This window comes from Enterobacter sp. AC1 (assembly GCF_050434705.1).
GTDB lineage: Bacteria > Pseudomonadota > Gammaproteobacteria > Enterobacterales > Enterobacteriaceae > Enterobacter > Enterobacter cloacae_L.
In genome coordinates, this window is sequence record NZ_JBNDIZ010000009.1 from 1 (window position 1) to 13,821 (window position 13,821).

The following is a 13,821-nucleotide window of genomic DNA, read 5'->3' on the forward strand; positions in this document are numbered from 1 at the left end:
CCGGCGGTAAATCGCCGCTTCGCGGTACCCTCAGCTTATTCCTTCAGGCTATCGGGTCGGGCATGAGCCTGCATCCCTGCAGGCCACGCCCTCTCGGCGCGTCCCTGCGCCTCGCCCCGGCCTTACGGAAACGCCTCGGCGATTTACAGCCGGACCAGGGCATCGCTGTAAGCCATTCATTTTCCTGAAGCAACGTTCACCGCTTCCGGTTAAAAAAATTACTGGGGATCCCTCAGCCCACAGGGAGAGGGCATCAGGCCGCAGGAATGCCCAACAGTGAAGACGCCCCCGCTTTACCACTTAGCAGCTCTTCTGTTTTTCCATCCCACGCAATTCGCCCTTCGGCAATAACCACCGATCTCGGTGCAATCCGCGCGGCATCCTCAATACTGTGCGAAACCATCAGCATCGTGAGCTGCTGGCGCTGACAGACGTCCTGCACCAGCGCCAGCATCTCCTGGCGCAGAGCGGGATCGAGCGCTGAGAACGGTTCATCCAGCAGCAGGATCGGCTGCTCGCGTACCAGACAACGCGCCAGCGCCACGCGCTGACGCTGGCCGCCGGAAAGCTCGCCCGGCAGCCTGTCGATAAGCCCGTCTATCCCCATCTGCGCGGCAATGATCGCCAGCTTCTGACGCTGGGCATCGTTAAGCTTGAGCCCCGGATCCATCCCCAGCGCGATGTTCTGCCGCACCGTCAGGTGGGTAAACAGGTTGTTTTCCTGAAACAGCATGGATACCGGGCGTTTTGCGGGCGGCGTATGGGTATGGTCCCGGTTTTCAATGACTATCGATCCGCTTGCCGGCTGCAGAAATCCCGCCACCAAATTGAGCAGCGTGCTTTTTCCCGCACCGCTTGGGCCAAGCACGGCAATCATCTCTCCCTGACGCACGGAGAGCGTGAAGCGCATCGGCAGATGCTGATAAAGCCAGGTTACATCAGTCAGTTTTAACATCACGCCCCGGAAGTTTTTCGATAACGGTAAATAAGGCAAAGCACAGCAGTAGCAGCAAAAGCGCGGTCACCGCGCCGTCCTGGCTGCGGTAGGAGCCGATTTGCTGATACAGCCAGTAGGGCAGCGTGCGGAAATTGTCATTTCCGAAAAGCGCCACGACCCCAAAATCACCCATTGAGAGCACGCAGGCAAACGCCAGCGCCTGCGCCAGCGGACGTTTTAGCGCGCGCAGTTCGACCACCTTCAGCCGTTGCCAGCCCTTCATCCCCAGCGACTGACAGAGCAAACTGTAGCGGCCGTTGACGTCGCGCATCGGATTTTCCAGCACCTTGAGCGCGTAAGGAATGGCCATCAGGGCGTTGGTGAAAATCACAATACCGTCGGCGCTTTCCGGCAGGCCGATGGTGCTGTTGAACAGCAGGAAAAAGCCCGTCGCCAGCACGATCCCCGGCATGGCCAGAATCAGCATGCCTGTCAGCTCCAGCGCGTGCCCGGCTTTTGGCGCCTGTCGGGCATGCAGTTCGCGGCTGCTCCACAGCAGCATCATGGTCAGCGTGACGCACAGCAGCCCTGCGGCCAGTGCAATACGAAGTGAGGTTCCGGTGGCCTGCCAGAGGATAGGCTGTTGCAGGACGGACAGGAGATTGAGATTAAGACCGTCAACGATAACGGCCATTAGTGGCGGCAGCAGCAGCAGGAGCGCCAGTGCGATCAGGGCAAAATCGGTGATGCGGCTGTGCAGGCTGTCCTGCGGATCGCGCCAGCCGGTTATTTGATTGCTGCCAGTGGGAATGGCTTTACTCAGCCGCTGGCTCAGCAGCACCAGTGCAAGACAGCATCCCATCTGCACCATCGCCAGCAGCGCGGCGCGCCCGGGATCGTAGTCGTAACTCAGCGCCTGGTAAATCGCCAGCTCAATGGTCGTCGCCTGCGGTCCGCCGCCGAGCGAAAGCACGGTGGCAAAGCTGGCAAAGCAGAGCATAAAGATTAATGCCGCCACGGGGGGAAGCTGGCGGCGCAGCCACGGCCATTCGACAAAGCGGAAGAATGACGCGCCGCGCATGCCAAGCTGGGCGGCAATCTGACGCTGTTCGCCGGGAATGTTCTCCAGCGCCTGCAAAAAGAGTCGCGTCGCCATCGGCATATTGAAAAACACGTGCGCCAGCAGAATGCCCTTCAGCCCGTAGGGGGAGAATGTCCATTCAAGACCAAGCTGACTCCACAGGTAAGCCAGCCAGCCCTGGCGACCGTAAACGCTCAGAATGCCAAATACCGCCACCAGCACGGGCAGGATCAGCGTCATGGCGCACAGGCGCAGCAGCGCCTGCCTGCCGGGGAAACGCCTGCGATAGAGCGCGCGCGCAAGAAAAATAGCCGGGATCACCGACAGCAGGGCAGAAAGAAACGCCTGCCAGAAGGAGAACCGGATCACGTGCCAGAGGTAGCTGTCGTGCCAGAGGGCGAGAAGGTCGCTCTCCGGTGCGTTAAACCACAACGCAAGAAAGGCCCCCAGGCTGACCGCCACCATCACTACGGCGGCGAGCAGCCCGGGCAGTAACCAGCCGGGAATCAGCGGCTGACGGCGCGTTGCCATTCACTTACCCATGCTGCACGCTGCGCGGCGACCTGCTGCGGCGTAAATTCCAGCGAGGTTTTTGGTTTGGTCAGCTGCTCGAAACCTGCCGGCAGCGCAACGTTCGTGACGGGATACATCCAGTTACCTGCCGGGATGGCGTTCTGGAACGCGGGCGAAACCATAAATTTCAGGAACTTTTCTGCGAGTTCCGGCTGTTTGCTGGCGACGGTGCGCGCGGCCACTTCCACCTGCAGATAATGCCCTTCAGCAAAATCAGCAGCCGCGTAGTTGTCTTTCTTCTCGGCGATAATGTGATAGGCCGGAGAGGTGGTGTAGCTCAACACCAGGTCGCTTTCGCCTTTCAGGAACAGGCCATAGGCTTCGCTCCAGCCTTTGGTCACGGTGACGGTTTTGGCGGCCAGTTTTTGCCACGCTTCCGGCGCTTTATCGCCGTAGACCTTTTGCATCCACAGCAGCAGGCCCAGACCCGGCGTACTGGTGCGCGGGTCCTCATAAATGACGCGCCATTTCTGGTCGCTTTCTACCAGCTCTTTCAGGCTTTTCGGCGGGTTTTTCAGCTTGTTTTTGTCGTAAACAAAAGCAAAGTAGCCGTAGTCGAACGGCACAAAGGTGTCGTTTTTCCAGCCGCCAGGTACGTTAACGGCATCTGCCGCTACGCCGCTTTTGGCAAACAGTTTGGTTTGTGAGGCAGCGTCCAGCAGATTGTTATCCAGCCCGAGCACCACGTCGGCTTTACTGTTTTTACCTTCCATGCGCAGACGGTTGAGCAGCGAGACGCCATCTTCCAGCGCCACAAACTTCAGTTCGCAGTTACAGTCAGCTTCAAAGGCTTTTTTGACGACCGGGCCAGGGCCCCAGTCGGCAGAAAAAGAGTCGTAGGTGTAGACCGTCAGAACGGGCTTAGCAAAAGCAGGCAGCGCAAACAGCGCCAGCAGGGGAAGAGCTTTTTTTAACACTTTGCACCTCAAAGTTGAGTGGCAAAGGATTTTGAGCGACAGCCTCAAATCCCTTCGCCGGCGTTATCCGGATCAGGTTCGACGGGTATTATCTCAGCGCACATCTGTGATGCAGCACCCCGTTGAGAACGGCGCTATTGTAATGATTTGGTGAATATTACGAAAGCGTTATGGTTCCGGCGGCGCAAACCAGGCCGATTTGAAATCAAACCAGCCCAGGGTGTTCATCCGCAAACCGCGCATGCTGCGCTGTCCCTGGATCATCAGCCAGTGGTGGATCAAGGGGACGATCGCCTGTTCAGACAGCAGCTGCTGGCACCATACGGCAAGATTCATTTCGCCTGCACGCCACAGGGCTGCATCCTGCTGCCAGTCGCGGTGGATGCAGTGCTGGATCAGCGGGACCTCATACAGGTGTGAGAATAATGAAAAATCGAGCGGCAGGGTGAAGTTGGCGCTGTTCAGCCAGATATCGCTGGTAAGTTCCCCCTGGTGCCATTCGTCATAGTTCACTTCCCTGATGTCCAGCCTGACACCTTCTGCTGCCAGCAGTCTGGTCATGATCCTGGCGATAAAACGATGCTCCACGTGTTCGCGGTAGTAGGTCAGGGTGATGGATTCCAGGCCTGCGGGTTTATCGCAGTGCGCCGGGCGGGCGTGGTGCCAGCGCGGAAGCAGGCCGTACGCCGGGAACCAGTAGGTCTGGTACTGCTCTTCCGCGTGGTAGATCAAATTGGAGGGGGATAACACGTGGCTGATCCACTTACGTACCTCATGGTTTGCCCCGCGATGGGTTCGGCCATCAAACAGCAGATAATAGCATCCCTCCTCCAGGCGACTCTCCACGGCTTTTTCTCCCGTGGTTGGGCCTTCCAGCGTCAGGCCGGCGCTCAGCTCTTCATTCAGATCCGGCAATACCCACACGTTTACTTCGTCGATCAGCGCCCGATAGCCAAAATAGTCATCGAACGCGCGGATTTTCAGCTGGTTATTATTATTGCGGGAGACCGAATAGGGGCCGGTGCCAACCGGCTGGCTGGCAAAATTGTTCATCGACTCCCACTCGCCGGGCAAAATCATTGACGGCACATAGCCCAGTAGCCAGGGAAGCCACTTGTCCTGCTGGGACAGTTCAATATCCAGCGTCCACGCCGTTGGGGAGTGAACGCGCGAAATATGCGAGTAGAGCGGCAGCTTGCGGACGCGTTCCAGAGAGGCGATGACGTCGCGCATCTCCAGCTCGCGGCCGTGGTGAAAGTGGATGCCGGGGCGTAAAAAGAATCGCCAGTGAAGAGGAGAAAGCTGCTGCCAGTGGTGCGCGATATCCGCTTCCAGTTCCCCATTTTCCTCATTTATCCGCGTCAGCCCGCTGAAAATTTGCCGGGCCATATGGGTTTCTGAGCGGCGTAAGGCCGTGCCGGGCAACAGATTTTTCATCGGCCGATAGTAGAGGACCCGCAGGATGTGGCGGCCCTGGCGGAAACTGCGTCCGAGGTGCGAAACCAGCATCTGGCGCACGGCGGCTTTGTCGCCCACCAGCTGTACCAGCTGGTCAATTCGGTCCTGCTCCAGCAGGTCTTCGGCGCGCTGCTGCTGCAGCGCCAATCCGGTATAGAGGAAGGTCAGGCGCGAGCGTTTGCCGCGTCCCGCCTCCGCTTCCCAGCTTAACCAGCCCTGCTGCTGCATGGTATTGAGCAGCGTGCGCATATGGCGGCGGGAACAGCTAAGCAGGTCGGCCAGCTCGTTCAGCGTGGTCTCCTGCGATTGCCCCTCACAGCACTGCCAGAGGCGGATGAATTGTTGTTGCAGTCGACCGGAAGGCATAAAAGGGGAACTCCTGACAAAAAATCAGCAATTTATTAATCCCTATATTAAGCCAATAATCCTTACCGATGAAGTGAGGAGGTAAATTATGAAGAGGTCTACCGCACGTCAGTTTTATCAGCACTATTTTTCAGCGACAAAAGGAACGTCCTGGCTGGCCCGCCAGTGTGCAGAGCAACGGCTGAAAATTCTGGAAGACCTGATGCAGTGGGACGTTACGAAACCGACCTCTTCTCGCTAACTCGCCTCGATCATGTGTGACTGAGTATTGGTGCTAATCACCCGCCAGCAAAATGTTTTTGCTGGCTTTTTTCGTTTATTCTTTCACCCGGTTTCGATTCGCTTTCACAAGGACTTGCGCATGCTCTGGTTGATGACGATGGGGCGACGCCTGAACGGCGTCTATGCCGCTTTTATGCTGGTGGCCTTTATGATGGGCGTGGCGGGGGCGCTACAGGCGCCGACGCTGAGCCTGTTCCTCAGCCGCGAGGTGGGCGCGCAGCCGTTTTGGGTGGGGCTGTTTTATACCGTCAACGCCATTGCCGGGATCCTCGTTAGCCTCGCGCTGGCGAAACGATCGGACAGCCAGGGCGATCGCCGCAAGCTGATCCTCTTTTGCTGCGCCATGGCCGTAGGCAACGCGCTGCTCTTTGCGTTCAATCGTGATTACCTGACGCTCATTACCTGTGGCGTGCTGCTGGCGTCGCTGGCGAATACCGCCATGCCGCAGCTTTTCGCCCTGGCGCGTGAATATGCGGATAACTCGGCGCGGGAAGTGGTGATGTTTAGCTCGGTGATGCGTGCCCAGCTCTCGCTGGCGTGGGTCATCGGCCCGCCGCTGGCCTTCATGCTGGCGCTGAACTATGGCTTTACCGCCATGTTTTCCATTGCGGCAGGGATTTTTGTCATCAGCCTGGCGCTGATTGCTTTTGCGCTGCCGTCCGTGGCCCGGGTCGAGCAAACGACGGATAAACCGATGACTCAGGTGAGCGGCTGGCAGGACAAAAACGTCCGCATGCTGTTTATTGCCTCCACGCTGATGTGGACCTGCAACACCATGTACATCATCGACATGCCGCTGTGGATCAGCAGCTCACTGGGCTTACCGGACAAGCTCGCCGGGATCTTAATGGGTACCGCGGCCGGGCTGGAGATCCCGGCGATGATCCTGGCGGGTTATTACGTTAAGCGTTTCGGAAAGCGTCGGATGATGATCGTCGCGGTGGCGGCTGGGGTGCTGTTTTACGCGGGGCTGATCTTTTTCCATTCGCGCGAAGCGCTGCTGGTGCTGCAGCTGTTCAACGCCGTGTTTATTGGCATTGTCGCCGGGATCGGCATGCTTTGGTTCCAGGACCTCATGCCAGGCCGCGCCGGCTCGGCGACCACACTTTTTACCAACAGTATTTCGACGGGGGTAATTCTGGCGGGGGTGATTCAGGGGGCGCTGGCGCAAAGCTATGGCCATGCCTCGGTTTACTGGATGATTACGGCGATTTCGGTGGTTACGCTTGGGCTGACCTGCCGGGTCAAAGACGTTTGATTCTGGAAGACGGCTTCACGAAATGGAACGACTTTCTGACAGGTACGAAGAAGGGGAATAGAGTGCGTGGCGGGTGCTTGAGGCTGTTTGCCTCAGGCTTTCGCAAGAGGCAAACAGTGGAGAGTCCCACATCAAAACTGATGGGGAGACCAACTTCACAACCCACATTGCGAGGTTAGTCTCTTCATTGCCGAAAAGCAATAAGGAGGCTGGAATGCCAAAACGTAGTCAAATCAATGGCCCGCTTTTTGCGGGCCATTGCCTTTAGCTCATAAACGCAGGCTGTTTTTTCTCGTACGCTGAGATGGCGTCTTCGTGCTGGAGCGTCAGGCCAATACTGTCCAGACCGTTCAGCATGCAGTGACGACGGAACGCATCAATGCTGAAGCTGTAGGTCTTATCTCCGCCCTTCACCACTTCTGCTTCCAGATCCACTTCAAACAAAATACCCGGATTCGCCTGCACCAGGGCGAACAGCTCATCAACCTGTTCGTCGCTCAGCGTGACGGGCAGAAGCTGGTTGTTGAAGCTGTTGCCGTAAAAGATATCGGCGAAGCTCGGTGCGATAACCACTTTAAAACCGTAGTCGGTCAGGGCCCACGGCGCGTGTTCACGGGATGAACCGCAGCCAAAGTTTTCCCGCGCCAGCAAAATGGATGCGCCTTTGTATTCCGGGAAGTTCAGAACGAACTCCGGATTAGGCACTTCACCTTTGTCATCCAGGAAACGCCAGTCGTTAAACAGATGTGCACCAAAACCGGTACGCGTGACTTTCTGCAAAAACTGCTTAGGAATGATTGCATCAGTATCGACGTTAGCGGCGTCCAGGGGGACAACCAGGCCCGTATGTTGGGTAAATTTCTCTGCCATGATTGTCTCCTTATTTCAGGCTGCGAATATCGGCGAAATGGCCGGTGACTGCCGCAGCGGCGGCCATTGCCGGGCTGACCAGATGGGTGCGCCCACCGCGGCCCTGACGGCCTTCAAAGTTACGGTTACTGGTGGAGGCGCAGCGCTCGCCCGGATTCAGGCGATCGTTATTCATGGCCAGGCACATGGAGCAGCCTGGCAGGCGCCATTCGAAGCCCGCGTCGATAAAGATCTTATCCAAACCTTCGGCTTCCGCCTGGGCTTTCACCGGACCGGAGCCTGGAACAACCAGAGCCTGCACGCCCGGTGCCACTTTACGGCCTTTTGCAATTTCAGCGGCGGCGCGCAAGTCTTCGATACGGGAGTTGGTGCATGAGCCGATGAAGACTTTATCAATGGTGACGTCGGTCAACGGAACGCCAGGTTTCAGCCCCATATAGGCCAGCGCTTTTTCCGCACTGGCGCGTTCGACCGGATCGGCGAAGGACGCCGGGTCAGGGATGCTGTCGTTGACGGAAATCACCTGGCCCGGGTTGGTGCCCCAGGTCACCTGCGGGGCAATCTCTTCTGCCTGCAGGGTAACCACGGTATCGAAGCTGGCACCGTCGTCGGTTTTCAGAGTTTTCCAGTACGCGACAGCAGCGTCAAAATCCTGACCTTTCGGCGCGTGCAGACGGCCCTTCACATAGCTGAAGGTGGTGTCGTCTGGCGCGACCAGACCGGCTTTTGCGCCCATCTCAATGGCCATATTGCAGAGGGTCATACGGCCTTCCATGCTCAGCGCCTGGATGGCCTCGCCGCAGAATTCCACCACGTGGCCGGTACCGCCTGCGCTGCCGGTTTTGCCAATGATCGCCAGCACGATGTCTTTTGCGGTGATGCCCGGCGCGGCTTTTCCCTTCACTTCAATCTTCATGGTTTTGGCGCGACCCTGTTTCAGAGTCTGCGTTGCCAGCACGTGTTCAACTTCAGAGGTACCAATCCCGAACGCCAGGGCGCCAAACGCGCCGTGCGTCGCGGTGTGGGAGTCACCGCAGACGATGGTCATGCCCGGCAGGGTAATCCCTTGCTCCGGCCCCATTACGTGGACGATACCCTGATAAGGGTGATTCAGATCGTACAGCTCAACGCCAAACTCGTTGCAGTTCTTAATCAGCTCCTGCATCTGGATACGCGCCATCTCACCGGACGCGTTAATGTCTTTGGTCTGGGTGGAAACGTTGTGATCCATCGTTGCGAAGGTTTTGCCCGGCTGACGAACCGGACGCTTGTGCGCGCGCAGGCCGTCAAACGCCTGAGGAGAGGTCACCTCGTGTACCAGATGTCTGTCGATATACAGCAGAGGGGTTTCGTTTGGTGCCTCGTAAACAACGTGCGCATCAAACAATTTTTCATATAAGGTCTTGGCCATGATTACACCCCTTGCGCGACATAGCGGGCAATAATGTCGCCCATTTCATCAGTACTGACTGCCGCCGTGCCGCGTGCTAAATCACCGGTACGGACGCCTTCTTCTAACGCCCGGTTAATGGCGTTCTCAATTGCGGTTGCTGCATCACCTGCATCCAGGCTGTAGCGCAGCAGCAGGGCCAGAGAGAGGATCTGCGCAATCGGGTTAGCAATGTTTTTACCTGCGATATCCGGCGCGGAGCCGCCTGCCGGCTCGTACAGGCCAAAGCCCTCTTCGTTCAGGCTTGCAGAAGGCAGCATGCCCATGGAGCCGGTAATCATTGCGCATTCGTCCGAGAGAATATCGCCGAACAGGTTCGAGCACAGCAGGACGTCAAACTGCGACGGATCCTTGATCAGCTGCATCGTCGCGTTGTCGATGTACATGTGCGACAGCTCAACGTCCGGATACTGCTTCGCGACTTCACTGACGATTTCGCGCCACAAAATGGAAGACTGCAGCACGTTCGCTTTATCAATGGAGGTCACTTTATGGCGGCGTTTGCGCGCAGACTCAAACGCGATATGGGCGATACGTTCAATTTCGAAGCGGTGATACACCTCGGTGTCGAACGCTTTTTCATGCTGGCCGCTGCCTTCGCGTCCCTTTGGCTGACCGAAATAGATCCCGCCGGTCAGTTCACGCACGCACAGAATGTCGAAACCGTTGGCGGCGATATCCGCGCGCAGCGGGCAGAATTCTTCCAGACCCTGATACAGCTTCGCCGGACGCAGGTTGCTGAACAGCTTGAAATGTTTACGCAGCGGCAGCAGCGCGCCGCGCTCTGGCTGCTCTGCAGGCGGCAGGTGTTCCCATTTCGGGCCACCGACGGAACCAAACAGCACGGCATCGGCATTTTCGCAGCCTTCCACGGTCGCTTTCGGCAGTGGCGTACCGTGGTTATCAATCGCAATACCGCCCACATCGTAGTGGCTGGTGGTAATTTTCATCGCAAAACGCGCGCGAACGGCTTCCAGTACTTTCAGCGCCTGTGCCATCACTTCCGGACCAATACCGTCGCCCGGTAACACAGCAATATGGTAATTCTTCGACATTACACGGTTTCCTTGTTGTTCTCTTTATTCTGAGCTTTGCGTTGCAACTCTTTTTCGACTTCGGCGGCGCGCCAGATGTTGTTCAGAACATGCACCATCGCTTTTGCGGAGGATTCGACGATATCGGTCGCCAGACCCACGCCGTGGAAACGGCGGCCATTGTGGGTAACAACAATGTCGACCTGACCCAGTGCATCTTTACCGTGGCCCTTGGCCGTCAGGTCATATTTCACCAGCTCAACGTCGTACTCGGTGACGCGGTTGATCGCCTGGTAGATGGCATCGACAGGGCCGTTACCGTTAGCGGCTTCTGCTTTAATTTCATCACCGCAGGCCAATTTGACCGAGGCGGTGGCGATGTTGCTGGAGCCGGACTGCACGTTGAAATAATCCAGACGGAAATGCTCTGGCTCTTCCTGCTGCTTATTAATAAAGGCCAGCGCTTCCAGGTCATAGTCGAACACCTGACCTTTTTTGTCGGCCAGCTTCAGGAATGCGTCGTACAGCTGATCCATGTTGTAATCGCTGTCCTGATAACCCATCTCTTCCATACGGTGTTTTACCGCCGCACGGCCGGAACGGGAGGTCAGGTTCAGCTGCACCTGGTTCAGGCCGATGGATTCCGGGGTCATGATTTCGTAGTTTTCGCGGTTCTTCAGCACGCCGTCCTGGTGAATACCGGAGGAGTGCGCGAAGGCACCGGTACCAACAATTGCTTTGTTGGCCGGAATCGGCATGTTGCAAATCTGGCTGACGGTCTGGCTGGTGCGCCAGATTTCGTTGTGATTGATGCGGGTGTGCACGTCCATAATATCTTTGCGCACTTTGATCGCCATGATCACTTCTTCCAGCGAGCAGTTACCTGCGCGTTCGCCGATACCGTTCATTGCGCCTTCTACCTGACGTGCACCAGCGTGTACCGCGGCGATGGCATTGCCAACGGCCAGGCCCAAATCGTCATGGGTATGAACGGAGATAATCGCTTTATCAATATTCGGTACGCGCTCATACAGGCCGGTAATGATATTGGAGAACTCAAACGGCATGGTGTAGCCGACGGTGTCCGGAATGTTAATAGTTTTTGCGCCCGCATTGATCGCGGCTTCGACGACGCGCGCCAAATCCTCGATTGGCGTACGGCCCGCATCTTCACAGGAGAATTCAACGTCATCCGTATAGTTACGTGCGCGCTTGACCATATACACCGCACGTTCGATAACCTCATCCAGCGTGCTGCGCAATTTGGTTGCGATATGCATCGGCGAGGTCGCAATAAAGGTGTGGATACGGAAGGCTTCAGCCACTTTCAGCGACTCGGCCGCAACGTCGATGTCTTTCTCTACGCAGCGTGCCAGGGCACACACGCGGCTGTTTTTGATGGTGCGGGCGATAGTCTGGACGGATTCGAAATCACCCGGAGACGAAACCGGGAAACCGACTTCCATCACGTCGACACCCATACGTTCAAGAGCCAGCGCGATCTGCAGTTTCTCTTTCACACTCAGGCTTGCCTGTAATGCCTGTTCACCGTCACGTAAAGTGGTATCGAAAATAATGACTTGCTGGCTCATGGGTTAGGTCCTTGTCAGTCTTAGGGCGCCTTGCTACGAGCATAAAAAAACCCGCGCAGTGGCGCGGGTTTTTAGTCTTACTGGTGACGATTCAACGCTGAATTTCGCCCGCCAGTCTACCGCGCACAGTGGATGCGTTTAGTAGTAGTAGACCGGTGAAACGAATGGTGCGAATCATGAATCGTGCTCCGTTAAATTCAATATGCTTTTAGTGGTACTGGATACGGCCGTTCATGTCAACCCCTGAGGATAAAAACGGCCACGGCAGGCTGAACACCCAGGCTGTCTGCTTTAGCGAATTGTGCTGGTTTTTACTTTTACGACCCGACTAATAGTCTAATTTTGGACTGGAAAAAAGGTTGCAGAAATAAATTAATATAATTCGTTTAAATTGAGTAAAGTACGTTGTCATGAATGCTTTATACTTAAAGGGTTTTAATATCATTAAGTTGTAAGTTCAGTGAATCATTTTGGGCTCTCTAAAAAATGAACAGAGATAACAGATTGTTAACTTACTGTAGAGCGCCAGTTATAACAGTTTAATAATACTTAAGTCATCATTAACCAAGGGGTAATTGTATATTTGTTTGGTTTATGGTTTCATCTCAATCCTAAAGTTAATCATATCATTTACGTGTTTTTGTTTTTCATTCTTTTAGTGTCTTTATATATTCCGAATTTTAAATAATTCTCTTTCGCTGGCCATATTTGCATGATAAATCATATTTTTCGAGATTGTTACAATACGTTGGCAAAGGGAGTGTAGCGTGACAGTGGAGTCTGAAGTGCCAGAAAATAATATTAAACAACCTCAAACTACGGATGGGATTAAACCACAGTTACGCACGGTGGACCTTAATCTTCTGACGGTGTTTGATGCTGTCATGCAGGAACAGAATATTACCCGCGCGGCACAAACGTTGGGGATGTCACAACCCGCCGTCAGTAATGCCGTCGCCAGGCTTAAGGTTATGTTTAACGATGAACTGTTCGTTCGTTACGGGAGGGGGATCCAGCCCACAGCGCGTGCATTCCAGTTATTCGGCTCAATCCGCCAGGCGCTGCAGTTGGTACAAAATGAACTGCCGGGGTCGGGTTTTGAACCCTTAAGCAGCGAGCGAGTCTTTCATCTCTGTGTCTGCAGCCCATTAGATAATTATTTAACATCGATTATTTATAATAAAGTTGAAGAGATCGCACCAAATATTAATCTGGTTTTTAAATCATCCCTCAATCAAAACACGGAACATCAGTTGCGCTATCAGGAGATCGAATTCGTCCTGGGATATGAGGAGTTCCGTCGACCTGAATTTTCCTGCGTACCGCTGTTTAAAGATGAAATGGTTTTGGTCGCCAGTAAAAAACATCCGCGCCTGACTTCTCCGTTACGAGAAAGCGATGTTTATAATGAGCAGCACGCCGTTGTTGCACTCGACAGATATGCTTCCTTTAGCCTGCCGTGGTATGACACTGCGGATAAACAGGCGTGTGTGGCTTATCAGGGAATGGCAATGGTCAGCGTATTAAACGTTGTCTCCCAGACGCAGCTGGTGGCGATTGCGCCGCGCTGGCTAGCAGAAGAGTTTTCAGAATCCTTAAATCTGCAAATTCTTCCGCTGCCGCTCAAGCTAAATAGCCGTACCTGCTTCCTTTCCTGGCATGAAGCGGCGGGCCGGGATAAAGGGCACCAGTGGATGGAAGAGCTGCTGGTTGGCATCTGTCGCCGGTAAACGCATCAGGATAAACCGCATTGGTTTATGTGGTTTATCCTGAGTTTTTTTAGTTGATTACTATTTTATTCTGTTGTGTTTTTTTAGGGCTGCTGTCCGGTGCGCAAAAATAGATGATTTTCTGCGTTGTCGTGCTTTTCAGCGATGATTAATCATCCCATCCTCCATTCACAGATGAATTAACCATATCTTATGTTAACGGCTGCTTTTTCTGCTTTACGCACCGTTTATCTCCCCGGGTTTGCTAATTGCCTGCCTCATAACGAGCAGTTA

The 13,821-nt window shown here is 55.2% G+C and carries 13 protein-coding genes and 1 riboswitch; of the genes, 4 read left to right on the plus strand and 9 right to left on the minus strand.

Annotated elements, in window-relative coordinates; genetic code table 11:
* Window positions 1–188, plus strand: a 188-nt coding sequence (locus M2433_RS20385; RefSeq protein WP_429057186.1) for a hypothetical protein, incomplete at its 5' end; no start/stop codon positions are given.
* A gap of 65 nt (window positions 189–253) precedes the next feature.
* On the opposite strand, the gene thiQ is transcribed toward M2433_RS20385, so the two are convergent.
* The 4 genes from thiQ to sgrR form a co-directional block, all read right to left on the minus strand.
* Entirely contained in the window at window positions 254–955 is a 702-nt protein-coding gene (gene thiQ, locus M2433_RS20390) for a thiamine ABC transporter ATP-binding protein ThiQ (protein ID WP_429057189.1), read from the minus strand.
* On the minus strand, window positions 939–2,549 hold the full coding sequence (gene thiP, locus M2433_RS20395; protein WP_429057192.1) for a thiamine/thiamine pyrophosphate ABC transporter permease ThiP: 1,611 nt from the start codon (window positions 2,547–2,549) through the stop codon (window positions 939–941). Before thiP ends, thiQ begins: the two co-directional genes overlap by 17 nt.
* Entirely contained in the window at window positions 2,525–3,508 is a 984-nt protein-coding gene (thiB, locus tag M2433_RS20400; RefSeq protein ID WP_429057195.1) for a thiamine ABC transporter substrate binding subunit, read from the minus strand. The genes thiP and thiB overlap by 25 nt, the downstream gene beginning before the upstream one ends.
* 31 nt (window positions 3,509–3,539) lie before the next feature.
* A riboswitch (TPP riboswitch) is annotated at window positions 3,540–3,640 on the minus strand.
* A gap of 36 nt (window positions 3,641–3,676) precedes the next feature.
* Window positions 3,677–5,332, minus strand: a complete 1,656-nt coding sequence (gene sgrR, locus M2433_RS20405) for an HTH-type transcriptional regulator SgrR (protein ID WP_429057198.1) — start codon at window positions 5,330–5,332, stop codon at window positions 3,677–3,679.
* A gap of 88 nt (window positions 5,333–5,420) precedes the next feature.
* On the opposite strand from sgrR, the gene sgrT reads away from it, so the two are divergent.
* Entirely contained in the window at window positions 5,421–5,573 is a 153-nt protein-coding gene (sgrT, locus tag M2433_RS20410) for a glucose uptake inhibitor SgrT (RefSeq protein ID WP_032672519.1), read from the plus strand.
* A gap of 120 nt (window positions 5,574–5,693) precedes the next feature.
* The gene (locus tag M2433_RS20415; RefSeq protein ID WP_429057201.1) at window positions 5,694–6,872 is read left to right on the plus strand and encodes a sugar efflux transporter; all 1,179 of its coding nucleotides are present in this window, start codon (window positions 5,694–5,696) and stop codon (window positions 6,870–6,872) included.
* A 264-nt stretch (window positions 6,873–7,136) separates the two neighbouring features.
* Here the strand turns inward: M2433_RS20415 and leuD are convergent, their stop codons facing one another.
* The 5 genes from leuD to leuL form a co-directional block, all read right to left on the minus strand.
* A complete protein-coding gene (gene leuD, locus M2433_RS20420; RefSeq protein WP_429057204.1) occupies window positions 7,137–7,742 on the minus strand; it encodes a 3-isopropylmalate dehydratase small subunit in 606 nt (201 codons plus the stop codon).
* 10 nt (window positions 7,743–7,752) lie between these two features.
* Window positions 7,753–9,153 carry a 3-isopropylmalate dehydratase large subunit gene (gene leuC / locus M2433_RS20425; RefSeq protein WP_429057207.1) on the minus strand — a complete coding sequence of 467 codons (1,401 nt, stop codon included), beginning with the start codon at window positions 9,151–9,153 and terminating at the stop codon, window positions 7,753–7,755.
* 2 nt (window positions 9,154–9,155) lie between these two features.
* Window positions 9,156–10,247 carry a 3-isopropylmalate dehydrogenase gene (leuB, locus tag M2433_RS20430; RefSeq protein ID WP_025758003.1) on the minus strand — a complete coding sequence of 364 codons (1,092 nt, stop codon included), beginning with the start codon at window positions 10,245–10,247 and terminating at the stop codon, window positions 9,156–9,158.
* On the minus strand, window positions 10,247–11,818 hold the full coding sequence (leuA, locus tag M2433_RS20435; protein ID WP_429057210.1) for a 2-isopropylmalate synthase: 1,572 nt from the start codon (window positions 11,816–11,818) through the stop codon (window positions 10,247–10,249). The genes leuB and leuA overlap by 1 nt, the downstream gene beginning before the upstream one ends.
* Window positions 11,819–11,909: 91 nt before the next feature.
* A complete protein-coding gene (gene leuL, locus M2433_RS20440; protein ID WP_071530973.1) occupies window positions 11,910–11,996 on the minus strand; it encodes a leu operon leader peptide in 87 nt (28 codons plus the stop codon).
* Between the two features lie 607 nt (window positions 11,997–12,603).
* Between leuL and leuO the strand changes: the two genes are divergently transcribed.
* Window positions 12,604–13,548: a transcriptional regulator LeuO gene (gene leuO, locus M2433_RS20445; protein WP_429057389.1), complete on the plus strand. Its 945-nt coding sequence runs from the start codon at window positions 12,604–12,606 to the stop codon at window positions 13,546–13,548.
* The last annotated feature ends 273 nt before the right edge of the window (window positions 13,549–13,821 follow it).